This is a genomic window from Streptomyces sp. NPDC002669 (genome assembly GCF_042889165.1).
Taxonomy (GTDB): Bacteria; Actinomycetota; Actinomycetes; order Streptomycetales; family Streptomycetaceae; genus Streptomyces.
Window position 1 is genome coordinate 1 of sequence record NZ_JBIAQQ010000012.1, and the last position, 21,665, is coordinate 21,665.

The window sequence follows — 21,665 nt, forward strand, 5'->3', positions numbered from 1 at the left end:
ACCGAGTTCGTCAACGACATCAAGCCCTTCACCGCCCCCGCGGACGCGGACGCGGAGGAGGAGCCCGGCCGCGAGACCGTGGTCGTCGAGGTCGGCGGCAAGCGCCTGGAGGTCTCCCTGCCCTCCTCCCTGGGCATGTCCCTGGCCCGCACCGGCCTCGCCGCCGGCGCCAAGCCCAAACGCCGCGCGGCCAAGAAGTCCGGCTCCGCCGTCTCCGGCGACACCCTCGCCTCCCCCATGCAGGGCACCATCGTCAAGATCGCCGTCGAAGAAGGCCAGGAAGTCCAGGAAGGCGACCTCATCGTCGTCCTCGAAGCCATGAAGATGGAACAGCCGCTGAACGCGCACCGCGCGGGCACGGTCAAGGGCCTGGTCGCCGAGGTCGGCAGCTCGATCTCCTCCGGCGCCGTCATCTGCGAGATCAAGGACTGACGACCCGACCGCGGCACCCGTGACACCACCGGGGCCCTGCGAAGCCGTACGCGGCCGAGCGGGGCCCCGGTCGTTTTCCCCGGCCCGGACCGCGGGCCGGGCGTTCGTTCCGCGGATGCCGGCGAGGCCGCCGGGCGCGCGGTGGCATCCTGGACCCCGGGACGGAGACCGGGAGGACCGCGCGATGACGACCAGTACGGCACGGAAGCCGGTCCGGCCCATGCGCGCCGACGCGCGCCGGAACCACGACCGGCTGCTGCGCGAGGCCCGCGCCGCCTTCGCGGAGCACGGCACCGACGCGCCGCTGGAGGAGATCGCGCGGCGCGCGGGCGTGGGCATCGGCACGCTGTACCGGCATTTCCCGAACCGGCACGCGCTGATGAACGCCGTCTTCCAGGAGGCCCTGACGTCGCTGATCGCCCGTTCCCACGAGCTCGCCGGGGCCGAACAGCCCTGCCGGGGCCTGGTGGAGTGGCTGCGCGCGATCATCACTCACGCGGGTGAGTACCGGGGAGTCGCCCAGGCGCTCATGTCGACGTCGCGGGACGAGAATTCGGCCCTCTCGCAGTGCAACGTGCCGCTGCGCGAGGCGGGTGCGACGCTGCTGGCGCGGGCGCGGGCGAGCGGGGCCGTGCGGCCGGACGTGTCGATCGACGACCTGATGCAGTTGACGAACGCGATCGCCCTGGCCGCCGAGCAGTCGCCGGACGACCCGGAGTTGGCGGACCGGCTGCTGATGCTGACCCTCCAGGGGCTGAAGGGGCCGAACGCGGAAGGGAGTTGACCCCGGCCGTTCGGCACCACGGCCGCACCCAAACCCCAGCCGCACACCGCGTACCGCGCCCGTCGTCCCGTGCACGACGCCCCCGCAGGAGCCGCTGGTCCGGCCGTCGGCCGGTGCGGCTATCGGCGGCGCAGGTCCGCGACCCTCGCCCGTTCCCCCTGGCCCTGGTCGGCCAGCACCGCCGCGCTCCGCAGCTGTTGCGGGGCCGGCCCCGAGGTGGTGCCACCGCCCCCGTGCGTACGGCGCTGGCCGGGCAGCGGCATGTCCCGGCGGGGCTGCCGGCCGTGCGGGAGGGGCTCGGACGGGGCCGGCCCGTTTCCGGCACCGGCCACGGCGATCTGCACTCCCTGGTCCGCCAGCGCCTGGAGTTCGGTCGCGGCACGGTCGTCGTGGCCGGGGGGCTCGTCCGTCACGAGGCGGGTGATCAGGTCCGTCGGCACCGTCTGGAACATGGTGTCGGAGCCGAGCTTCGTGTGGTCCGCCAGGACCACCACCTCGGCGGCGGCCTGCACCAGGGCCCGGTCCACGCTCGCGGAGAGCATGTTGGACGTGGAGAGGCCGCGCTCCGCGGTGAGTCCGCTCCCGGAGAGGAACGCGCGCGAGACCCGCAGCCCCTGGAGGGACTGCTCGGCGCCGCTGCCCACCAGGGCGTAGTTGGAACCGCGCAGCGTGCCACCGGTCATCACCACCTCCACCCGGTTGGCATGGGCCAGCGCCTGGGCGACCAGCAGCGAGTTGGTGACGACGGTCAGCCCGGGGACCCGCGCGAGCCGGCGGGCCAGCTCCTGCGTGGTCGTACCGGCGCCGACGACGATGGCCTCGCCCTCCTCCACGAGACCGGCGGCCAGGTCGGCGATGGCCGTCTTCTCCGCGGTGGCGAGATGGGATTTCTGCGGAAAGCCGGACTCCCGCGTGAAACCGCCCGGCAAGACCGCACCGCCGTGCCGGCGGTCGAGGAGTCCTTCTGCCTCCAGCGCCCGCACGTCCCGCCGTACGGTCACTTCGGAGGTCTGGACGACGCGGGCGAGCTCACGGAGCGATACCGCCCCGTTGGCACGCACCATTTCGAGGATCAATTGACGACGTTCTGCAGCGAACACGAAACTGACAGTAACGTGGCCACCCGAGCGTTTTCAGCAGTTTGCGCCGATTAACGGAAGTTGCGCACACGTGTGACCGTCAAGTGATATAGAAGGCCCCGTTGTTGTCCCGTACTGATCGAACGGCATCCCCCGGAGCCCCCGGGTTGCCGGGAGTCACCGGGGGACGACCGGACGGAAAGCCCCTCGTCGCCCGGGGTGTCACGCCTCGCCGGCGCGCTTGCGGGTGTGAAGCTGCCGGGCCACTTCCGCGATCGAACCCGACAGGGACGGGTAGACGGTGAAGGCGTTCGCGATCTGTTCCACCGTCAGGTTGTTGTCGACCGCGATCGAAATGGGGTGGATCAGTTCGCTCGCCCGGGGGGCGACGACACAGCCGCCGACCACGATGCCGGTGCCGGGGCGGCAGAAGATCTTGACGAAGCCGTCGCGGATGCCCTGCATCTTGGCGCGCGGGTTGCGCAGCAGCGGCAGCTTGACGACCCGGGCGTCGATCTTGCCGGCGTCGACGTCGGCCTGGGTGTAGCCGACGGTGGCGATCTCGGGGTCGGTGAAGACGTTCGAGGAGACCGTCTTCAGGTCCAGCGGGGCCACCGCGTCGCCGAGGAAGTGGTACATCGCGATCCGGCCCTGCATGGCGGCGACCGAGGCGAGGGCGAAGATCCCGGTGACGTCACCGGCCGCGTAGACGCCGGGCGCGCTGGTGCGGGAGACCTTGTCGGTCCAGATGTGGCCGGACTCCTTGAGCCGGACCCCGGCCTCCTCCAGGCCCATGCCCGCACTGTTCGGGATCGCGCCGACCGCCATGAGGCAGTGCGAGCCGGAGATGACCCGGCCGTCGGCGAGGGTGACCTCGACCCGGTCGCCCACGCGCTTGGCGGCCTGGGCGCGGGAGCGGGCCATGACGTTCATGCCGCGGCGCCGGAAGACGTCCTCCAGCACGGCGGCGGCGTCCGGGTCCTCGCCGGGCAGCACGCGGTCGCGGGACGAGACGAGCGTGACGCGCGAGCCGAGTGCCTGGTAGGCGCCCGCGAACTCGGCGCCGGTCACGCCGGAGCCGACCACGATGAGCTCCTCGGGCAGCTCGTCGAGGTCGTAGACCTGGGTCCAGTTCAGGATGCGCTCGCCGTCGGGAAGGGCGTCCGGGATCTCCCGGGGGTGACCGCCGGTCGCGATCAGCACGGCGTCGGCGGTGAGCCGCTCCTCCGTGCCGTCCGCGGCGGTCACGACGACCGTGCGGGAGCCGTCGGCGGCCTGGAGGCCCTCCAGCCGGCCGCGCCCGCGCATCACCCGGGCGCCGGCCCGGGTGACCGAGGCGGTGATGTCGTGGGACTGGGCGAGCGCCAGGCGCTTCACCCGCCGGTTGACCTTGCCGAGGTCCACACCGACCACGCGGGCCGCCTGCTCGATGTGCGGGGTGTCGTCCGCGACGATGATGCCCAGCTCCTCGTACGAGGAGTCGAAGGTGGTCATCACCTCCGCCGTCGCGATCAGGGTCTTCGAGGGCACGCAGTCGGTGAGCACGGACGCGCCGCCGAGGCCGTCGCAGTCGACGACGGTCACCTCCGCGCCGAGCTGGGCGCCCACCAATGCCGCCTCGTACCCGCCGGGTCCGCCGCCGATGATCACGATCCGGGTCACGAAAAGTCCGCCTCGCGTGTGTCATCCCGCGGCCGTCTGCTGCCCCGGCCGGGGGTCCGGGGGGTGGCCCCGGGGAATGCAGTACGTACTTCATTGTCCCGCACCCGCCAAGGAGCTTCGCCCCGGGGCCCTCCATACGTGCGCCAGGGTGCGCGCGGCCGGGCCGGGAGGGCTCGTGCGCCGGGCACGCGCGGCGGGCCGGCCGCGGGGAGGCGGCCCCCTCGGGGGATCTTCCGCCCGGGATCGACGTTCCCCCCGTCCCCTCCCGTACCCTCGATGCCATGTCGCTCTACGCCGCGTACGCCGGCAACCTCGACGCGCGGCTGATGACGCGCCGCGCACCGCATTCCCCGCTGCGCGGTACCGGCTGGCTCAACGGCTGGCGGCTGACCTTCGGCGGGGAGCAGATGGGGTGGGAGGGCGCGCTCGCCACGGTGGTGGAGGCCCCCCGCTCCCAGGTCTTCGTGGCGCTGTACGACCTGGCGGCGATGGACGAGGACTCCATGGACCGGTGGGAGGGCGTCGGCCTGGACATCTACCGGCGGATGCGGGTGCGCGTGCACACCCTGGACGGCGAGGAGCCGGCCTGGATGTACGTGCTGAACGGGTACGAGGGCGGGCTGCCGTCCGCCCGCTATCTCGGCGAGATCGCCGACGCCGCGGAGTCCGCGGGCGCGCCGCACGACTATGTGATGGAACTGCGCAAGCGTCCCTGCTGACCCCCGGACCAGCGTATTTGTGTGAACGTACGAAGGAACGCGTGCGGTCTCCACGCATGGGCATCTACGCGCGTAGGGAATCACCGGTTACCCTCATCCGCGTGAACGCATCAGTTATTCCGGACAACATCCAGGGCGAGCCGTACGCGGCCGCTGCCGACGCCGCCGCCCGCCTGCGCGAGCTGACCGGTGCCGAGACCCACGACGTCGCGCTCGTGATGGGTTCCGGCTGGGCGCCCGCCGGCGACGCCCTCGGCGTCCCGGAGGCCGAGTTCCCGGTGACCGAGCTGCCCGGTTTCCCGGCACCCGCCGTGCAGGGGCACGGCGGCACGATCCGCTCGTACCTGATCGGCGGCAAGCGGGTGCTGGTCTTCCTCGGCCGCACGCACTTCTACGAGGGCCGGGGCGTCGCCGCCGTGGCGCACGGGGTCCGCACCGCCGTCGCCGCGGGGTGCCGCACGGTCGTCCTGACGAACGGCTGCGGCGGTCTGCGCGAGGGCATGCGCCCCGGTCAGCCGGTGCTGATCAGCGACCACATCAACCTGACCGCCGCCTCCCCGATCGTCGGCGCCAACTTCGTCGACCTGACCGACCTGTACTCGCCGCGGCTGCGCGCGCTGTGCAAGGAGGTCGACGAGACCCTCGAAGAGGGTGTGTACGTGCAGTTCCCCGGCCCGCACTACGAGACGCCCGCCGAGATCAACATGGTCCGGGTCATGGGCGGCGACCTGGTCGGCATGTCCACCGTGCTGGAGGCCATCGCCGCGCGCGAGGCCGGTGCCGAGGTGCTGGGCATCTCGCTGGTCACGAACCTGGCGGCGGGGCTGAGCGGCGAGCCGCTCAACCACGAGGAAGTGCTCCAGGCCGGGCGGGACTCCGCGACCCGGATGGGCGCGCTGCTGGCCCGGGTCCTCGAACGCATCTGAGACACCCGTCGGCCGGCCGCGGCCGGTCCGCGCCCCCACCCACGAAGCAGACCGCAGAAAGGCGGACGCCGTGCAGCAGGACCTCATCGAGCGGGCCAGGACGTGGCTCGCGGAGGACCCCGACCCCGAGACCCGTGACGAGCTCGCCGCGCTCCTCGAATCCGGGTCCGCCGCGAGTGCGGACGAGCTCGCGGCACGGTTCGCCGGCACGTTGCAGTTCGGCACGGCCGGGCTCCGCGGCGAACTGGGTGCCGGGCCGATGCGGATGAACCGCGCCGTCGTCATCCGTGCCGCGGCCGGTCTCGCCGCGTACCTGAAGGCGCAGGGGCAGGACGGCGGGCTCGTCGTCATCGGCTACGACGCCCGCTACAAGTCCGCCGACTTCGCCCGTGACACCGCGGCCGTGATGACCGGCGCGGGCCTGCGCGCGGCGGTCCTGCCCCGCCCGCTGCCCACCCCCGTGCTCGCGTACGCCATAAGGCACCTGGGCGCCGTGGCCGGCGTCGAGGTGACCGCCAGCCACAACCCGCCGCGCGACAACGGCTACAAGGTCTACCTCGGCGACGGTTCGCAGATCGTCCCGCCGGCGGACGGCGAGATCGCCGCCGCCATCGCCGCGGTCGGCCCGCTCGACGGCGTGGCCCGCCCCGACGACGGCTGGGAGACCCTCGGCGAGGAGGTGCTGGACGCCTACCTGGCCCGTACGGACGCCGTGCTCGCCGCCGGGTCGCCGCGCACCGCCCGCGTCGTGTACACGGCGATGCACGGGGTCGGTACGTCCGTGCTGACGGCGGCCTTCGCGCGGGCGGGCTTCCCCGCCCCGGTGCTCGTCGCCGAACAGGCCGAGCCCGACCCGGCGTTCCCCACCGTCGCGTTCCCCAACCCGGAGGAGCCCGGCGCGATGGACCTCGCCTTCGCGACCGCCCGCCGCGAGAACCCCGACATCGTCATCGCCAACGACCCGGACGCCGACCGCTGCGCCGTCGCCGTCCCGGACCCGGCCGTCGAGGGCGGCTGGCGGATGCTGCGCGGCGACGAGGTCGGGGCGCTGCTCGCCGCCCATCTGGTGGACCGGGGCGTGAGCGGGGTCTTCGCCGAGTCGATCGTGTCGTCCTCGCTGCTCGGCCGGATCGCCGGGAAGGCGGGTCTGGGCCACGAGGAGACGCTGACCGGATTCAAGTGGATCGCCCGCGTGGAGGGTCTGCGCTACGGGTACGAGGAGGCGCTCGGCTACTGCGTCGACCCGGAGGGGGTGCGCGACAAGGACGGCGTCACGGCCGCGCTCCTGGTCGCCGAACTGGCCTCCGGGCTCAAGGAGCGGGGACGTACCCTCCTCGACCTCCTCGACGACCTGGCGGTCGCGCACGGGCTGCACGCCACCGACCAGCTGTCGGTCCGGGTGGAGGACCTGTCGGTCATCGCGGACGCCATGCGCCGGCTGCGCGAGCGGCCGCCGGCCGCGCTCGCCGGGCTGCCCGTCGTCTCGGCCGAGGACCTCTCGCGGGGCAGCGCGCAGCTGCCGCCCACCGACGGGCTGCGCTACCGGCTGGAGGGCGCCCGGGTGATCGTCCGCCCGAGCGGCACCGAGCCGAAGCTCAAGTGCTACCTGGAGGTCGTGGTGCCGGTCTCCTCGGCGGACGAGCTGCCGGCGGCCCGGGAGAAGGGCGCGGAGCTCCTCGCCGGGATCAAGCGCGACCTGGCGGCCGCGGCCGGGATCTGAACCGGCGCGACACACGTCACCGGGGCGGTCCGACGGGAGTCCGGACCGCCCCGGTGGTGTTCTTCCGTCCGTACGGGGGCGTACGGACGTCCGTGCGGGGTTACTTGATGCCGAGCAGCTGCTCCAGCGGGTCGATGCCGAAGTAGACGAGGAAGAGCGCCGCGGTGCCCCAGAGCAGCCAGTGCACCTCGCGGGCCTTGCCCAGGCACGCCTTGATGATCACGTACGAGACGAAGCCCGCGCCGATGCCGTTGGTGATGGAGTAGGTGAGCGGCATGACGGCGATGGTCAGGAAGGCGGGGACGGCCAGCTCGTAGCGGTCCCAGTCGATGTGCTTGACCTGGGTCATCATCAGGAACCCGACCGCGACGAGGGCGGGGGACGCGGCCTGGAGGGGCACGATCGTCAGGACCGGGGTGAAGAAGAGGGCGAGGGCGAACAGACCGCCGGTGACGAGGTTGGCGAAACCGGTGCGCGCACCCTCACCGACGCCCGCCGCGGACTCGATGTAGGTGGTGGCGGACGAGGCGGAGGCGGCACCGCCCGCGACGGCGGCCGCACCGTCGATGAGCAGGACCCGGCCCAGCCCGGGGACCTGGCCGCGCTCGTCGAGCAGGCCCGCCTCGGCGGTGACGCCGACAATGGTGCCCATCGTGTCGAAGAAGTCCGACAGGATGAGGGTGAAGATCAGCAGGATGACGGTCAGCACGCTGATCTGGCTGAACGAGCCGAACAGGTCGAAGTTGCCCAGGAGCCCGAAGTCGGGGGCGGCGATGGGCTTGTCGGGCAGCGCGGGCTCGGTCAGACCCCAGGTCTTGACGTCGGCGACCGCGTCGATGATGACGGAGAGGACGGTCATCAGGACGATGCTGATGAGGATGGCGCCCTTCACCTTGCGGGCCAGGAGGACGATCGTCACCAGCACGCCGAGGCAGAAGACGAGCATGGGCCAGCCGGTCAGCGTGCCCGTGCCGAGCTGAACGGGCACGGTGGTGTTCGCGGCGTCCGGGATGCGGGTGACGAACCCGGAGTCCACGAAGCCGATGAAGGCGATGAACAGACCGATGCCGACGCTGATGGCCTGCTTGAGCGGCTGCGGAATGGCGTGCATGACGGCCTCGCGCAGACCGGTCATCACCAGGACGCAGATCAGCAGACCTTCGAGCACGATGAGGCCCATCGCGTCGTCCCAGCTCATCAGAGGAGCGATCTGGAACGCGACGACGGCATTCAGGCCGAGACCCGCGGCCAGGGCGAGCGGAAGGTTACCGGCCACACCCATGATCACAGTCATCACCGCAGCAACTAGTGTTGTCGCAGTGGCCAGTTGGGCGGCATCCAGTTGTTCGCCGAACTTGTCCTCGGTACTGCCGAGAATGATCGGGTTGAGCACGAGAATGTACGCCATGGTGAAGAACGTGGCGAGCCCGCCTCGTATTTCACGTCCGTACGTCGAACCACGTTCACTTATTCGGAAGAACCGGTCGAGCGGGCCGCCCGATGCGGCTGCCGGCTCGCGCACCGGCTCTGTCGCGCTGGTCTTCATGACTGCTGTCTCCTGGACCTGCTGGGGAGGGGGAAAAGGGGAAAAATCGCAATGACGCCGGGAGCGTGCGGCAGTCGGCGATGCGAACACACATGCGGCGTCTTGCGAGCGGATCATACGCGGCGACTATTCGGCCTCAAGGTGTTTGCAGCTTTCTCCAGTTGACTCGCCCACACGCCCCGTGCCAGTTCCTGCAAAAAACCGGGCGACCTGTCCCACAAAAATAGGAAGAAAGCGAAAGCACCCTCTGGAATTGACCAGGGGTAACTCTTTAGTCTCGGCGCGTGCATCCACCGCTCCCCTTCAACGCGCGCGCCGCCCGCATCCTGCGCGAGAAACTCGGGATGGCACCCGGTCACGTCGCTTACGGCATGCGCGCCTCGTACGGAATGACCCACATAACCCCCGACCACATCACCGCATGGGAACGCGGCACCGCTCTGCCGGCCGACGGCGAAGTCGCCGCCCTGGCCGCCGCCTTGTGGTGCACCCCCGGCGAACTCATGGGCACCCCCCACACCTTGCGCGAGCACCGGCTGGCCCGCGGGCTCGCCGCCGAGGACGTCGCCCGCGCCACCGGTCTTCCCCTGGACGCCTACCGCCACATGGAGGAGACCGGCGTCTGGACCGGCGACAAGCGGCACTCCGCCGAACTCGGCACCCTCTTCAACCTCCCGCCGCGGGACTTCATCGCCATCACCGGCCGCGAGGAGGAGCTCGCCCAGCTCCTCACCGAGGCCGTCTCCACCCGCTGGCAGGCCCACATCCGCCCCATCGCCCGCCTCGTCTCCGCGGACCGCCGCAGCCTCCAGGACCCCCTGCGCACCATGCATCAGGAGTACCAGGGCCTCATGGCGGCCACGCTCAGCCGGGCCGGCGGCGCCAGCGCCTCCGGCGAGGACGGGCGGCGCTACATCGAGGGCATCGTCGACCGCTTCTGGTCCCTGGTCCCGGAGCCCTAGGGTCTTTCGTTTGGATCAGGCCGGATCAGTGAGCGGGGTCCGGTGCGTGCGATCGCAAGGCGGAGGAGGGAGACATGGCGGAGCCATGGCGACCGACGACAACGCCGCGAGCGTGCGCACCGGGGCACGCGAGCCCGGCATGATCCAAACGAGAGGCCCTAGCGCTCCAGGTGGCCCGTGTCGTTCCATCGTTCCAGCGCGGGGGCCCCGTACGCCCATCCCAGTACCGACAGGGACGTCGGGTCGAGCCGGATGCGGGCCGCGAACGTCACGTCCTCGCCGAGCCACCGGGCACCCAGTGCCCGCAGGATGTGTCCGTGGGCGAAGACCAGCACGTCGCGGTCGGCTGACCGGGCCCACTCGACGATCTCGTCGGCGCGGGCGGACAGCTCGGCCGGGGTCTCGCCCCCCGGGACCCCGTCGCGCCAGATCAGCCAGTCGGGCCGGATCGCCTTGATCTCGGCCGGGGTCATCCCCTCGTACGCCCCGTAGTCCCACTCCAGCAGCGCGTCCCAGGGCTCGGCCCGGTCCCCGAACCCGGCGAGGGAGCAGGTCTCGCTGGCCCGTCGCAGCGGGCTGGTGCGGACCTCCAGATCCGGGATTTCCGCCCACGGGCCGCGGTGCAGCCGCTCGCCGAGGAGCTTGGCGCCGGCCCGGCCGGTGTCGAGGAGCGGGATGTCCGTCCTGCCGGTGTGATTGCCCTTGACGGACCATTCCGTCTGGCCGTGCCGGGCGAGCAGGATACGCGGTGCCATGACGGCTCTCCCTGAAACCGAGATCTTGGGCCGGGGACCACGACAGAATGATCGTCCGGTTCTCCCATCATCGCGTACGTGGGCGCGAGGCAACCTCCGGGGCCGAACCGGCGTCCCACGGGACGCGGAGAAAGCCGTGCGCACGAGACCCCGCCGGGACCCCCGGAGGAGTCGCGACCGACTCGCACCGTACGGTTGAACGCCCGCCGTCGGTCGCACGAACACATGATGGAGAGCTTCCGGATGCAGCATGCCAGCACCGCGCCCGAGGTGCGCCCGCGGCCCCGTTGGTGGACCGAGCTGTCACTGCTGGTCCTGATGTACGCGGCCTATTCGGGGGGCCGGCTGGTGGCCCGCGGCGACGTGTCCACGGCCGTCGACAACGGCCTGGCCATCCTGCGCCTGGAGAAGTCCTTCCACCTCAACGCCGAGCACCCGCTCAACCGGCTGCTCACCGCCCACCCCTCCATAGGCATACCCTCCGACTTCGCGTACGCCTCCCTGCACTACCTGGTCACCCCGGTCGTCCTGGTCTGGCTGTTCCGCCGCCGCCAGGAGGTGTACCGCAGGGCCCGCACCTGGCTGATGACCTCCACGATGCTCGGCCTGATCGGCTTCACGCTGATGCCGACCTGCCCGCCCCGGCTGCTGGAGGCGAAGCACGGCTTCGTCGACACGATGGCGCAGTACAGCTCCTACGGCTGGTGGGGCGCCGAGGCGAGCGCCCCGCGCGGCATGGGCGGGATGACCAACCAGTACGCGGCGATGCCGAGCCTGCACGTCGGCTGGTCGCTCTGGTGCGGGATCCTGCTGTGGCGCCACTGCCGCAACCCGTACCTGCGGGCCCTGGGCATCGCCTATCCCCTGATCACCACGTTCGTGGTGATGGGCACGGCCAACCACTACCTGCTCGACGCGGTCGCGGGCGCCGCCGTGATGGGCGTCGGGGCCCTGCTCGCCCGGCCCGTGATGCGTCTCGCCGACCGGATCGAGGAGTGGATCGGGGGCCGGTTCCCGCGGATCGCCCCGCCGGCCAAGTCCCCGATTGTCAGTGCCGGATGCAACACTTCCGCGGGTGAGCGAATCCCCGGCCAGCGGACCTCCTCCGCAGACTCCACCGACGCCGCGTCACCGGCCGACGCAGACCTCCCGGCCGGTCGTGCGTCCCGGGCCGCCCCCGGCGCCCCCGCGGGAGCGGGAGCGGCGGGCGGCGACGCTCCGGCGGCGGCTCGCTGAGCTGCGGGGCCCCGATGTGGCCCCGCGCCCGCTGGACGCCCGCGCGCTGGCCGCCCTCGCCGCCAATCCCGGCTGTCGGCGCCGCGCCCTGCTGGACGGCGCCGGGGTGGACAAGGGCGCGCTGGCCGAGGCGCTCGGCGCACCGGCGCCCTTCGGCCAGTCGCAGTTCGCCCTCGTCCGGGGCAACGCCTTCGAGGCCAAGGTCAAGGGCGACGGCGGCGCGGAGCTGATGCGGCTGCTGTACGAACGGCTGGGCGGCGGCGCCGGGGAGCCCCGCGAGGTCCTGGTGCCCGATCTGACGGCGGCCGGGCCCGAGGGCCGCGCCGCGCGTACGGCCCTGGCGCTGCGCGAGGCGACCGGGTCGGGCGGCTGGGCGCTGCTGGACCACCCGATGCTGGCCCTGGACGTGGCGGGTTCCCCCGCCTATCTGGAGCCGGACGCGGTGGCGGTGCATCCGGACGGCACCTGGACGGTCATCGAGATCAAGTCCTTCCCCATGCTCGACGGTTCCGCCGACGCGGCGAAGGTCGGTGCCGCGGCCCGGCAGTCCGCCGTCTACGTCCTGGCGCTGGAGCGGATCGCGGAGCTGACCGAGGGGGCCGGGGTCGGCCACCGGGTGCTGCTGGTCTGCCCGAAGGACTTCTCCAACCTGCCCACCGCCTCGGTGGTCGACGTGCGCAAGCAGCGCGCGGTCACCCGGCGTCAACTGACCCGGCTGACCCGGCTGGAGGACATCGCGGCGGCCCTGCCCGAGGGCACCACCTTCGATCCGGGGTGTCCCCGGCAGCAGTTGGACGCCGCGGTCGCTTCGGTCGACGCGGCGTACGCCCCGGAGTGCCTGGCCGCCTGCGAGCTGGCCTTCCACTGCCGGGAGAGGGCCCGGGCGGCCGGTGCGGTGGAGGCGTTGGGGCGGAGCGTGCGCGGCGAGCTGGGCGGGCTGACCACGGTGGGCGAGGTGCTGGCCGCCGCCGCGGGCAAGGAGGGCGATCCGGCGGACCCGACGGTCGCGGCCCTGCGACGGGCGGCGGCCCTGCGCACCGAGGCGCTGGAGGGCGGTGCGGCATGTCGCTGATCAGCACCCTGGCCCGGATGGAGGCCGTGGAGAGCGGCCGGGCGCAGCCGTTGGCGACGGTCCGGCACCGGCATCTGACCGACCGGCCGCTCGTCCTGGTCCCGCTGACCACGGCCGGTGAGGCCGGTGCCCCGCTGGGCGCGCTCGTCGGGACGGACCGGGAGGCGCCCCGGCTGCTGGCGGTCCCGCAGCCGCGCGACCGGGACCTGCGGTTCGCGTTCCTCGCCGAGCTGGCCGAGGCGGTGCTGCCGCACGTCGAGGCGTACGAGGACGTCGTCGAGCCGGCCGAGCGCAACGAGACCGATCCGGCGACCGGGAAGAAGACCAAGGTCGAGGTCGAGCTGTGCGCGGACGCGCCGCAGCTGATCGTGCCGAGCCGGGCGGGCATCGAGTTCGTCCGGCTGCTGGGCCGTTCCATGCGGTTCCGGCGCACGGCCGAGGACGACCCCGACGCACCGTACCCCGCGCCCGCCCGGGTTCCGCTGCTGGGCCGCTGGCTGACGCATTACGGGGAGCGGGCCCGGGTGCCCGGCTCCGCCCTGCTGCTCGCCGCGACGGATCTGCTGAACCGGCACTGGGCGACCGGGCAGAGCAGCCTGGAGGATCAGCACCTGGGCGCGCTGCTCGCCTGGATCGACGTCCCGGCGGGCGGGTCGGGGGCGTCGGCGGCGCTCCGCGCGGAGCTGGAGCGGGACGGCGAGGGCCAGTTGTGGTGCCCACCGGCCGGTCCGGCCACGGACCCGGCGTTCGACAACCGGTTGCTGGCCCCCGCCATCGAGCGGTACGACCGGGCCCGCACCGCGCTCGCGGCGGCCGAGGACGGTCTCGCTGCCGATGCCCTGCTGGCCGGGGTGACCGCCGCCGAGCGGGAGATCAGGGCGTTGCTGGCCGGGGTGATGCGGCCGACGTGGGACGCGGTGTGGCGGGGGCTCGATCTGCTGCGGGCACTGCCCGAGGGGTCCCGGGCCGAGGACCGCTGGACCAGGGATCGCTGGTCGTTCACCGGTCACCGGGACCGGGTGCGCTCCGGCGAGCCGCCGCAGCCGCGCCGGGACGACGCGGTGACGGCGGCGCAGAAGCTGGCCTCGCGGGAGACGGCGCAGGCCCAGCTGGAGGCCCAGGAGGCGTTGGACGATCCGCTGGTGCTGGCCGGGAGGCGGCTGGCCGGGGAGGCGTTCGTGGGCGAGGTGACGGAGGTGGTGATGGCGTACAGCGAGTCCAAGCGCCCGTCCCCGCGCCCGCTGGTCACGGTCCGCACGGACGAGCGTCCGCACCTGGGCGAGCGCACCAAGGTGTACCGCTCGCTGGACGGCCGGCCGCAGACCGCCGAGTTCGTGGCGTACGCCGAACCGGCGGACGGGGGCGCGCCGTCGCTGGTGCTGCGGGTCCTCGACCGGATGGGCCGGAGCAAGGAGCCGGCCCCGGGTTCGGTGCCCGGGCCGGGCGACCGGATCGCCTGGACCCTGTTCGAGCACGACCAGCGCGGCGGCCCGAAGCTGCCGGACCCGGAGGAGACGCCCTGGACGCACGGCGGTCCGCCGGGCGCGGCGGCCGGGCATGCCGAGCACCCCGACCCGGTGACCGCGGAGGACCTGCTGTGACGGACGTTTTCGACCCGGGCGCGCGGGCCGCGCGGGCGACCGACGCGATCCTCGCCGACACCCTCGGCGGTACCTCGCGCGGCATCGTGGTGGACTCCCCGCCGGGCGCGGGCAAGTCGACGCTCGTGGTGCGCGCCGCGCTCGAACTCGCGGCGGCCGGGCACCCGTTGATGGTGGTCGCGCAGACCAATGCCCAGGTCGACGACCTGGTGGTGCGGTTGGCGGAGAAGGACCCGGGGCTGCCGGTGGGCCGGCTGCACAGCAACGACTCCGACCCGTACGACAAGGTGCTGGACGGTCTGGCCAACGTACGGAAGTCGGCGAAGGCGGCCGATCTGGCCGGGCTGGACGTCGTCATCTCGACGGCCGCCAAGTGGGCGCACGTGAAGAACGTGGAGCCGTGGGGGCACGCGATCGTCGACGAGGCGTACCAGATGCGTTCGGACGCGCTGCTGGCCGTGGCGGGGCTCTTCGAGCGGGCGTTGTTCGTCGGCGACCCGGGGCAGTTGGACCCGTTCTCGATCGTGGGCGCGGACCAGTGGGCGGGGCTCTCGTACGATCCGTCCGCGAGCGCGGTCTCCACCCTGCTCGCGCACAATCCCCAACTGCCGCAGCACCGGCTGCCGGTGTCCTGGCGGCTGCCCGCGTCCGCCGCGCCGCTGGTCTCGGACGCGTTCTACCCGTACACCCCGTTCCGCAGCGGGACGGGCCACGGCGACCGGCGGCTGTCGTTCGGCGTCGCGTCGGACGGCTCGGCCCCGGACCGGGTGCTGGACGAGGCCGCGGAGTCCGGCTGGGGTCTGCTCGAACTCCCGGCCAGGCACACGCCGCGCACCGATCCGGAGGCGGTGCGGGCGGTGGCCCTGGTGGTCCGCCGGCTGCTGGACCGGGGCGGCGCGGCGATCAGCGAGCGCTCACCGGACCCGGTGCCGGTGACAGCGGACCGGATCGCGGTCGGCACCGCCCACCGCGACCAGGCGGCGGCGGTCCGGGCGGCGCTCGCGGAGCTGGGCGTGGGCGGCGTCGCGGTGGACACCGCGAACCGGCTCCAGGGCCGCGAGTTCGACGTCACGGTGGTCCTGCACCCGCTGTCCGGCCGGCCCGACGCCACGGCCTTCCACCTGGAGACGGGCCGGCTCTGCGTACTGGCCTCGCGCCACCGGCACGCCTGCGTCGTGGTGTGCCGGGCGGGCGTCACGGAGCTGCTGGACGAGCATCCGTCCACGGAGCCGGTGCAGTTGGGCGTCACGGTGAAGTTCCCGGACGGCTGGGAGGCGAACCACGCGGTGCTGGCGCATCTGGCGGAGCACCGGGTGACCTGGTGACCGTGACCCGGCCCGAACGACTCCGGCCGCCCCGCGACCTGATACCCCGACGACGAACCGGTTGTACGCTCCACGGACCGACCGACAGCCAATAGCCGACAGCCGACAGCCGACAAGGAATCGCCCCGTGCCCGAACCCGCCGTTCCCGCCGACCCGACCGTCCTGCACCCGATGCCCGGGCAGCCGCGGGTGGTGCTGCTGAAGCCCCTGGTGAAGTCCGAGCTGATCGAGGTCGGGGACTTCTCGTACTACGACGACCCGGACGACCCGACCGCGTTCGAGACCCGCAACGTGCTGTACCACTACGGTCCGGAGAAGCTCGTCATCGGGAAGTACTGCGCGCTGGGGACCGGTGTGCGGTTCATCATGAACGGGGCCAACCACCGGATGGACGGCCCGTCCACCTTCCCGTTCCCCTCCATGGGCGGTTCCTGGAGCGAGCACTTCGACCTGCTGACCGGGCTGCCGAGCCGGGGCGACACCGTCGTCGGCAACGACGTCTGGTTCGGTTACGGCTCCACGGTGATGCCGGGCGTGCGCATCGGGCACGGCGCGATCATCGCCGCCGGTTCCGTCGTCACCTCCGACGTGCCCGACTACGGCATCGTCGGCGGCAACCCCGCCCGTACGATCCGCGTCCGTCACGACGAGGAGACCGTCGCCCGGCTCCTCGCCGTCGCCTGGTGGGACTGGCCCGTCGAGCACATCACCGAGCACGTCCGCACCATCATGTCCGGCAGCGTCGACGACCTGGAGAAAGCGGCGTCCGCGCTCCCCCGCCGGTGACCCGGCGGCGACGCCCCCGGTCGGGACCGGTGGTCCCGACCGGGGGCGTCACGGCCGGGATCCGGGCCCACTTGCGGGACGTCGGACAATGGAGGGTGGCCGTCCGGCCCATCCGAGGAGGGAACACCACATGCCACAGTCCGAGCGGAACGAACGGCAGCGGATGCGTCCGGCGCCCCTGCTCTTCGAGCCGTCGGCGGCCGTCGCCGATCCCGAGCACTTCTTCGACCTGGAGTCGATGGACGACCCGAAGGAGTTGCTGTCCCGCGCCACCGAGCTGACCCTGGCGTTCCGGGCCGCGACCGACCGCGCGGTCGAGTTCCAGGCGATCGCCGCCGCCCGGCTCGCGGATCCGCGCCGGTTCGACCGGCTGACGACGGCGGACATCGCGCAGCGCGCGGAGTGGACCGAGGACTACGCCAGGAAGATGGTCGAGTTCGGCCGGAGCCTGCTGGGCGGGACGCCCTCCTGACGTCGGACGACGGCCCCGGTTACGACCTCTGGCATATGCCCGCGCGCAAGATACTCCTTGCCACCCCGCCCTGTCCCGGTTTCCGGCAACTCTCGGAATCCGCCCGATCACTCCCGGTAGACATGGGCGCATGACCGCATGGCTGCCAGGCGACACCATCCCCCATCACGGCGAGACCCCGCACCACGACGTCGGCGTCCTCCCGGCCCCGCACCACCGGACCCCGGTGCATCAGACCTCCCAGGTCACGGCGGCCGGGGCCGCCTGGCTCGCGGGTGCCGCCGCCTATCCGCGCAGCACCCTGGCCCAGTGGGAGGCCCATCCCTCCTCGCCCGGGGTGCTGCCGTGCGGATCGGCCTTCGACGTGGTGAACGTGCCCACCCTCTTCGGGCGCCGGATGCTGGAGCACCTGTGGTCCGACGGCCCGGGGTCCGGCCCCGTCGCCACGCACCGCGGCCGGATGCTGCTGTTCGCCTCCCCCGGCACCGCCCAGCGGCTGCCGTCGCTGCTCGACTGGGAGGAGTGGGGCGGCGGCCCCGAGCCGCGGGCGGCCATGGACCCGCAGCTGCGGGACGACGAGGGCGCCGAGGGCCCGGAAGGGGCCGACGGCGACGGGGACGGCAGCGACGGAAAGGTTCCGCCCCTGCTCTGCCACGGCACCGGGGACGCGGTCACCGTTCCGCCCCTGACCTGCGCGCCCACCACTTCCGGCCCCCGCTGGGTGGTGGCCCCCGACACCCGTACCCCCTGGCTGCCGGGGCCCGATGTGCTGCTCTGGGCCTGCGTACGGGTGACCAGGTCGACGCCCTCGACGGCGTCCCGAGAACCGATTTTTCCTCCCGCCGATCAGAGTGCTAAGGTCTACGACGTCAGCAGGCGCCGCTAGCTCAGTTGGTTAGAGCAGCTGACTCTTAATCAGCGGGTCCGGGGTTCGAGTCCCTGGCGGCGCACAGACGGGAGAAGCCCCCTCGCGAGAGCGAGGGGGCTTTTTCGTGCGCTTTCGGGGACGGGAAGGAAGGGCGCCGCGACGGGCTATGTGCCGGTGGTGATCCGGACGGTCCAGGCGCCCGAGGGGGTGCGGTCCGCGACCTCGACCCTGGTGTGCCCGCCGGGGATGCTGTACGTCTCGCCCACCCGCAGCGGGGCGTCCGCGAGCGGGGCGTAGACCGACCGGTCCCAGCAGCCGTCGGTCTCGGGATGGGTGTCGATGACCTCGACCGGGCCGCCGCCGGACGGGGTCCCGCTGCGCACCCGGTAGAGCAGGACGCCCTCGGCGCAGGTGGTGCCGTCGTTCCCGGTGGAGCCGCGCGCCTCGATGGCGACGGCGCTGTCCTCGCCGGTCCTGATCACCGCGAGCCGGGTGCCGAGGGAGGCGCCCGGCGCGGGCACGGCCGCCATCGGCTCCAGGGTGATGTCCCGGCTGCTCTGGACGCAGACCACCTGCCTGCGGTCCAGCCAGCCCAGTTTCCACTTGTGCCAGCCGAAGAGGTCCGGCGCGAGTCCGAACTGGCTGCCCATCACGTCCCAGTCGCCGACGTAGGTGTCCCAGTCGCCCTTGCCGTCGGCCGGCCGGTGGTAGAGGTCCGGCAGGTCGAAGACGTGGCCGGTCTCGTGCGCCAGCACGTTGCGGTCCGGCGGGTGCCGTTCGAAGACGGTGACGACGCGCCGGATGTCCGTGCCGTCGGCGCGCAGCGGCTCGTCGAAGTTGACCACCTTGGTGGCGTCGGAGTCGACGCCCGGGGCGTCCGGGTCGGCGACCAGGTAGACGACGGCGTACCGGGAGAAGTCGACCTGCGGATCGGCCGCGGCCACGGCGTCGCGCAGATAGGCGCCGCGCCGGCCGTTGTCCCAGTCGCGCCGTATGCCGTACCGGTCGGACGTCTCGGGCATCCGGATCCACTGCCGCAGCGGGTGCGGGCGCAGGGTGAACTTCCCGTACGAGGCGCGCTGGAAGAACTGGGTGGTGGCGGGGAAGTGGTCGGCGGCGAGTTCTCCGGGGGTGACGGCGGGGCGGTGGTCCGGGAAGGACAGGAAGATCATGACCGCGTCGAGGGGGTGGTCGGGGCGGGGGTAGGCGTCGTTCCAGTCACTCACGCCGAGCGAGTGGTGCGCCTCGGTGCGCGGCAGGGCGCACGGGCCCGCCTCGCCGGTGGCGGCCGCGGCGGGTCCGGCGACGAGGGAGGTGGCGGCGAGCGCCAGAAGAGAGGTCAGGGCCGCGCCCACACCGCGCAGACTCGGCCTCTCCACTCCCCCGGTTCTGCGCTGAGGCGGCACGTCTACCTCCGGGTGCGAGATGCGATCACGCACCCACCCTGTGATGATTCAAGGCTTTCGTCCTGTTGTGGTGCCCCAGTCGAGTCAACGGTCGACCGAATCCCTGGACTTTACGGACAGTCACAATCGATCATTGAGACATCCCGATGATGCAGAAGCGCTCAGAAACAGTCAGTTACGGGCAAATCGGATCGGTGCGTAAATGACCCATGCGAGGCGTACCCGAGGCGTGGAAGGGTCGGGGCGCTGGAACGTCCCAGGCCCCTGCCTCTATGCTTCACCAGGCTTTCCCACGCGGTTTCCGCCTGCGGTCGAGGCGGTCCGCGCGGCGGGCCAGTCCGGCCACACCTGTTCAAAACCGAACTGCACGGCAGGAGCGAACGGTGAGCGGAACGTCCGAAGGGCCGAGGCCCCCGGCGGGCACGTCCCCCTGTTCCGCGGGGCCATCGACCACGGAGCGTGACCAGTTGTGGCCTCCCGTCGGGGGCTGCGGCTCCGAGCCGCACGGCTACCGGGCGGCGTTCCGGGCCGCCGCGCTCCCGATGGCCGTGGTCGACCACGAGGGCCTGGTCGTCACCGCCAACGACGCCCTCGGCAACCTCCTCGGCCGCCCCGCCGCGGCGCTGGCCAACCAGTCCGCGGCCGATCTGCTCGACCTGGCGGCGGACGGCCGCACCTGGCACGCGTACCGCGAGGTGCTGCACGGGCGGCGCTCGCGGTTCCGCCGCACCCACCAGCTCAAGCACCCCGACGGCCGCTCGCTGTGGGCCGAGGTCACCGTCGTACCGATGCCGGGCCCGGAGCACGGTACGGGCCCGGGGGCCGATGCGGGCGCGGGCGACGGGCGGGGGGCCGGGCAGGTGCTGCTCTCCGTCTCGGACATCAGCGACCGGCGCGAGCTGCAGAAACGACTGCGCCACCTCCAGATGCACGACCCGGTGACCCGGCTGCCCAACCGGACGCTGTTCTTCGAGCGGCTCACCGCCGTCCTGGAGAACCCCTCCCCCCGGGACGACGGCGCCGAATCCGGGAGCGGCCGGGTCGGGGTCTGCTACCTGGACCTGGACGGCTTCAAGGCCGTCAACGACACGATGGGCCACCGGGTCGGCGACCGGCTGCTCGCCGCCGTCGCCGCGCGGCTCACCGACTGCGCGGAGCAGGAGGGGCCGCACCGTCCCGGCTCGCACCTCGTGGCCCGGCTGGGCGGCGACGAGTTCGCGATCCTGGTCGAGGACTCCACCGGCACCCAGCAGCTCACCGACCTGGCCCGCGCGGTGCTCCACGCGCTCCAGCAGCCCTTCGACCTGGCCGGGCAGCGGCTCTCGGTGTCCGCGTCGATCGGGGTGGTGGAGCGTCCGGTGGCCGGGACCTCGGCCACCGGGCTGATGCAGGCCGCCGACACCACGCTGTACTGGGCGAAGGCGGACGGCAAGGCCCGCTGGACGGTCTTCGACCCGGAACGCAACGCCCACCGGATGACCCGGCAGACGCTCTCCTCGAACCTGCGGCCCGCCGTGGAGCGCGGCGAGTTCACCATCGAGTACCAGCCGCTGGTCGGCATGGCCGACGGGGTGGTGCACGGGGTGGAGGCGCTGGTGCGCTGGAACCACCCGCAATTCGGCATGCTCTCGCCGAATCGGTTCGTCGCGATCGCCGAGGAGGACGGCTCGATCGTCCAGCTCGGCCGGTGGGTGCTGCGGTCCGCCTGCCGCCAGGCCCGGCGCTGGCAGCTCGACCACCCGGCCGAGCCGCCGTTGTTCATCAGCGTCAATGTCGCCGTGCGCCAGGTCTGGGACTCCGACCTGGTCACCGACGTCGCCGAGATCCTCGCCGAGACGGGTCTCGATCCGGCGCTGCTGCAACTGGAGCTGACCGAATCCGCGGTGATGGGGTCGGCGGGCCGTCCGCTCCAGGCCCTCCAGTCGCTCAGCGGCATGGGGGTGCGCATCGCCATCGACGACTTCGGCACCGGCTACTCGAACCTCGCCTATCTGAGCCGGCTCCCGGTCTCCGTGCTGAAGCTGGACGGCTCGTTCGTCCGCGGCTTCCGCTACGACGACGGCGCCCACCCGAGTCCGGCCGACGAGACGATCGTCGAGGCGATGGTGCAGCTGGCGCACCGCCTGGGCCTGACCGTCACCGCGGAGTGCGTGGAGACGGCCGGGCAGGCGGAGCGGCTGCGCAGGATCGGCTGCGACACCGGGCAGGGCTGGCTGTACTCGCGCGCGGTGGCCCCGGAGCGGATCGCCGAGCTGATCGGCAGCGGGAAACTGCCCGCCTGAACCGGTCCGGGCTCCCGGGACGACCGGTCCG

The 21,665-nt window shown here is 72.6% G+C and carries 19 protein-coding genes and 1 tRNA gene; 15 read left to right on the top strand and 5 right to left on the bottom strand.

Translation table 11 applies throughout. The features are described from left to right. The coding region (locus ACFYW1_RS19220) for a biotin/lipoyl-containing protein (RefSeq protein ID WP_388994033.1) at positions 1-432 on the top strand (432 nt) is incomplete at its 5' end. Positions 433-616: 184 nt separating this feature from the next. After that, positions 617-1,216 carry a TetR/AcrR family transcriptional regulator gene (locus ACFYW1_RS19225; protein WP_388994036.1) on the top strand — a complete coding sequence of 200 codons (600 nt, stop codon included), beginning with the start codon at positions 617-619 and terminating at the stop codon, positions 1,214-1,216. Positions 1,217-1,335: 119 nt separating this feature from the next. On the opposite strand, the gene ACFYW1_RS19230 is transcribed toward ACFYW1_RS19225, so the two are convergent. Then, positions 1,336-2,280 (bottom strand): DeoR/GlpR family DNA-binding transcription regulator, encoded by a 945-nt coding sequence (locus tag ACFYW1_RS19230; RefSeq protein WP_388994549.1) that lies wholly within the window; start codon positions 2,278-2,280, stop codon positions 1,336-1,338. Between the two features lie 237 nt (positions 2,281-2,517). Then, positions 2,518-3,957, bottom strand: a complete 1,440-nt coding sequence (locus ACFYW1_RS19235) for an NAD(P)H-quinone dehydrogenase (protein ID WP_351833837.1) — start codon at positions 3,955-3,957, stop codon at positions 2,518-2,520. A gap of 281 nt (positions 3,958-4,238) precedes the next feature. Here ACFYW1_RS19235 and ACFYW1_RS19240 point away from each other — a divergent pair, with 281 nt between their 5' ends. The 3 genes from ACFYW1_RS19240 (at position 4,239) to ACFYW1_RS19250 (ending at position 7,322) form a co-directional block, all read left to right on the top strand. Next, the gene (locus ACFYW1_RS19240; protein ID WP_148838869.1) at positions 4,239-4,676 is read left to right on the top strand and encodes a gamma-glutamylcyclotransferase; all 438 of its coding nucleotides are present in this window, start codon (positions 4,239-4,241) and stop codon (positions 4,674-4,676) included. A 101-nt stretch (positions 4,677-4,777) separates the two neighbouring features. Next, positions 4,778-5,602, top strand: coding sequence for a purine-nucleoside phosphorylase (locus ACFYW1_RS19245; RefSeq protein WP_388994041.1), 825 nt, complete (start codon positions 4,778-4,780; stop codon positions 5,600-5,602). A gap of 70 nt (positions 5,603-5,672) precedes the next feature. Further along, positions 5,673-7,322, top strand: a complete 1,650-nt coding sequence (locus tag ACFYW1_RS19250) for a phospho-sugar mutase (RefSeq protein ID WP_388994044.1) — start codon at positions 5,673-5,675, stop codon at positions 7,320-7,322. Positions 7,323-7,422: 100 nt separating this feature from the next. On the opposite strand, the gene ACFYW1_RS19255 is transcribed toward ACFYW1_RS19250, so the two are convergent. Further along, positions 7,423-8,868 (bottom strand): NCS2 family permease, encoded by a 1,446-nt coding sequence (locus ACFYW1_RS19255; RefSeq protein ID WP_388994047.1) that lies wholly within the window; start codon positions 8,866-8,868, stop codon positions 7,423-7,425. 284 nt (positions 8,869-9,152) lie between these two features. On the opposite strand from ACFYW1_RS19255, the gene ACFYW1_RS19260 reads away from it, so the two are divergent. Beyond that, positions 9,153-9,830, top strand: coding sequence for a helix-turn-helix domain-containing protein (locus ACFYW1_RS19260; RefSeq protein ID WP_388994050.1), 678 nt, complete (start codon positions 9,153-9,155; stop codon positions 9,828-9,830). 158 nt (positions 9,831-9,988) lie between these two features. Here ACFYW1_RS19260 and ACFYW1_RS19265 read toward each other — a convergent pair whose 3' ends face one another. Beyond that, positions 9,989-10,585: a histidine phosphatase family protein gene (locus ACFYW1_RS19265; protein ID WP_388994053.1), complete on the bottom strand. Its 597-nt coding sequence runs from the start codon at positions 10,583-10,585 to the stop codon at positions 9,989-9,991. A 243-nt stretch (positions 10,586-10,828) separates the two neighbouring features. On the opposite strand from ACFYW1_RS19265, the gene ACFYW1_RS19270 reads away from it, so the two are divergent. From ACFYW1_RS19270 to ACFYW1_RS19305, 8 genes are all read left to right on the top strand, one after another. Beyond that, entirely contained in the window at positions 10,829-11,821 is a 993-nt protein-coding gene (locus ACFYW1_RS19270) for a phosphatase PAP2 family protein (RefSeq protein ID WP_388994056.1), read from the top strand. After that, positions 11,745-12,893, top strand: coding sequence for a hypothetical protein (locus tag ACFYW1_RS19275; RefSeq protein ID WP_388994059.1), 1,149 nt, complete (start codon positions 11,745-11,747; stop codon positions 12,891-12,893). Before ACFYW1_RS19270 ends, ACFYW1_RS19275 begins: the two co-directional genes overlap by 77 nt. Next, positions 12,884-14,494, top strand: coding sequence for a hypothetical protein (locus ACFYW1_RS19280; RefSeq protein WP_388994062.1), 1,611 nt, complete (start codon positions 12,884-12,886; stop codon positions 14,492-14,494). Before ACFYW1_RS19275 ends, ACFYW1_RS19280 begins: the two co-directional genes overlap by 10 nt. Then, positions 14,491-15,819 carry an AAA domain-containing protein gene (locus ACFYW1_RS19285; RefSeq protein WP_388994065.1) on the top strand — a complete coding sequence of 443 codons (1,329 nt, stop codon included), beginning with the start codon at positions 14,491-14,493 and terminating at the stop codon, positions 15,817-15,819. Before ACFYW1_RS19280 ends, ACFYW1_RS19285 begins: the two co-directional genes overlap by 4 nt. A gap of 172 nt (positions 15,820-15,991) precedes the next feature. Then, positions 15,992-16,606: a CatB-related O-acetyltransferase gene (locus ACFYW1_RS19290; protein WP_388994554.1), complete on the top strand. Its 615-nt coding sequence runs from the start codon at positions 15,992-15,994 to the stop codon at positions 16,604-16,606. 130 nt (positions 16,607-16,736) lie between these two features. Beyond that, the gene (locus ACFYW1_RS19295; RefSeq protein ID WP_388994068.1) at positions 16,737-17,078 is read left to right on the top strand and encodes a hypothetical protein; all 342 of its coding nucleotides are present in this window, start codon (positions 16,737-16,739) and stop codon (positions 17,076-17,078) included. 130 nt (positions 17,079-17,208) lie between these two features. Continuing rightward, positions 17,209-17,964 (top strand): hypothetical protein, encoded by a 756-nt coding sequence (locus ACFYW1_RS19300; RefSeq protein ID WP_388994071.1) that lies wholly within the window; start codon positions 17,209-17,211, stop codon positions 17,962-17,964. Continuing rightward, positions 17,955-18,028: transfer RNA gene (locus ACFYW1_RS19305), tRNA-Lys, on the top strand. The genes ACFYW1_RS19300 and ACFYW1_RS19305 overlap by 10 nt, the downstream gene beginning before the upstream one ends. A gap of 82 nt (positions 18,029-18,110) precedes the next feature. Here the strand turns inward: ACFYW1_RS19305 and ACFYW1_RS19310 are convergent. Beyond that, on the bottom strand, positions 18,111-19,325 hold the full coding sequence (locus ACFYW1_RS19310) for a M6 family metalloprotease domain-containing protein (protein ID WP_388994074.1): 1,215 nt from the start codon (positions 19,323-19,325) through the stop codon (positions 18,111-18,113). A 410-nt stretch (positions 19,326-19,735) separates the two neighbouring features. Here ACFYW1_RS19310 and ACFYW1_RS19315 point away from each other — a divergent pair, with 410 nt between their 5' ends. Continuing rightward, positions 19,736-21,634: a putative bifunctional diguanylate cyclase/phosphodiesterase gene (locus tag ACFYW1_RS19315; RefSeq protein ID WP_388994077.1), complete on the top strand. Its 1,899-nt coding sequence runs from the start codon at positions 19,736-19,738 to the stop codon at positions 21,632-21,634. Positions 21,635-21,665 lie beyond the last annotated feature (31 nt).

Excerpts from the sequence above, each read along its gene's own strand:
- ACFYW1_RS19240 (WP_148838869.1), top strand. The coding sequence starts at position 4,239 with ATGTCGCTCTACGCCGCGTACGCCGGCAACCTCGACGCGCGGCTGATG.
- ACFYW1_RS19230 (WP_388994549.1), bottom strand. The coding sequence starts at position 2,280 with ATGGTGCGTGCCAACGGGGCGGTATCGCTCCGTGAGCTCGCCCGCGTC.
- ACFYW1_RS19295 (WP_388994068.1), top strand. The coding sequence starts at position 16,737 with ATGCCACAGTCCGAGCGGAACGAACGGCAGCGGATGCGTCCGGCGCCC.
- ACFYW1_RS19225 (WP_388994036.1), top strand. The coding sequence starts at position 617 with ATGACGACCAGTACGGCACGGAAGCCGGTCCGGCCCATGCGCGCCGAC.
- ACFYW1_RS19270 (WP_388994056.1), top strand. The coding sequence starts at position 10,829 with ATGCAGCATGCCAGCACCGCGCCCGAGGTGCGCCCGCGGCCCCGTTGG.
- ACFYW1_RS19290 (WP_388994554.1), top strand. The coding sequence starts at position 15,992 with ATGCCCGGGCAGCCGCGGGTGGTGCTGCTGAAGCCCCTGGTGAAGTCC.
- ACFYW1_RS19280 (WP_388994062.1), top strand. The coding sequence starts at position 12,884 with ATGTCGCTGATCAGCACCCTGGCCCGGATGGAGGCCGTGGAGAGCGGC.
- ACFYW1_RS19255 (WP_388994047.1), bottom strand. The coding sequence starts at position 8,868 with ATGAAGACCAGCGCGACAGAGCCGGTGCGCGAGCCGGCAGCCGCATCG.
- ACFYW1_RS19265 (WP_388994053.1), bottom strand. The coding sequence starts at position 10,585 with ATGGCACCGCGTATCCTGCTCGCCCGGCACGGCCAGACGGAATGGTCC.
- ACFYW1_RS19300 (WP_388994071.1), top strand. The coding sequence starts at position 17,209 with ATGACCGCATGGCTGCCAGGCGACACCATCCCCCATCACGGCGAGACC.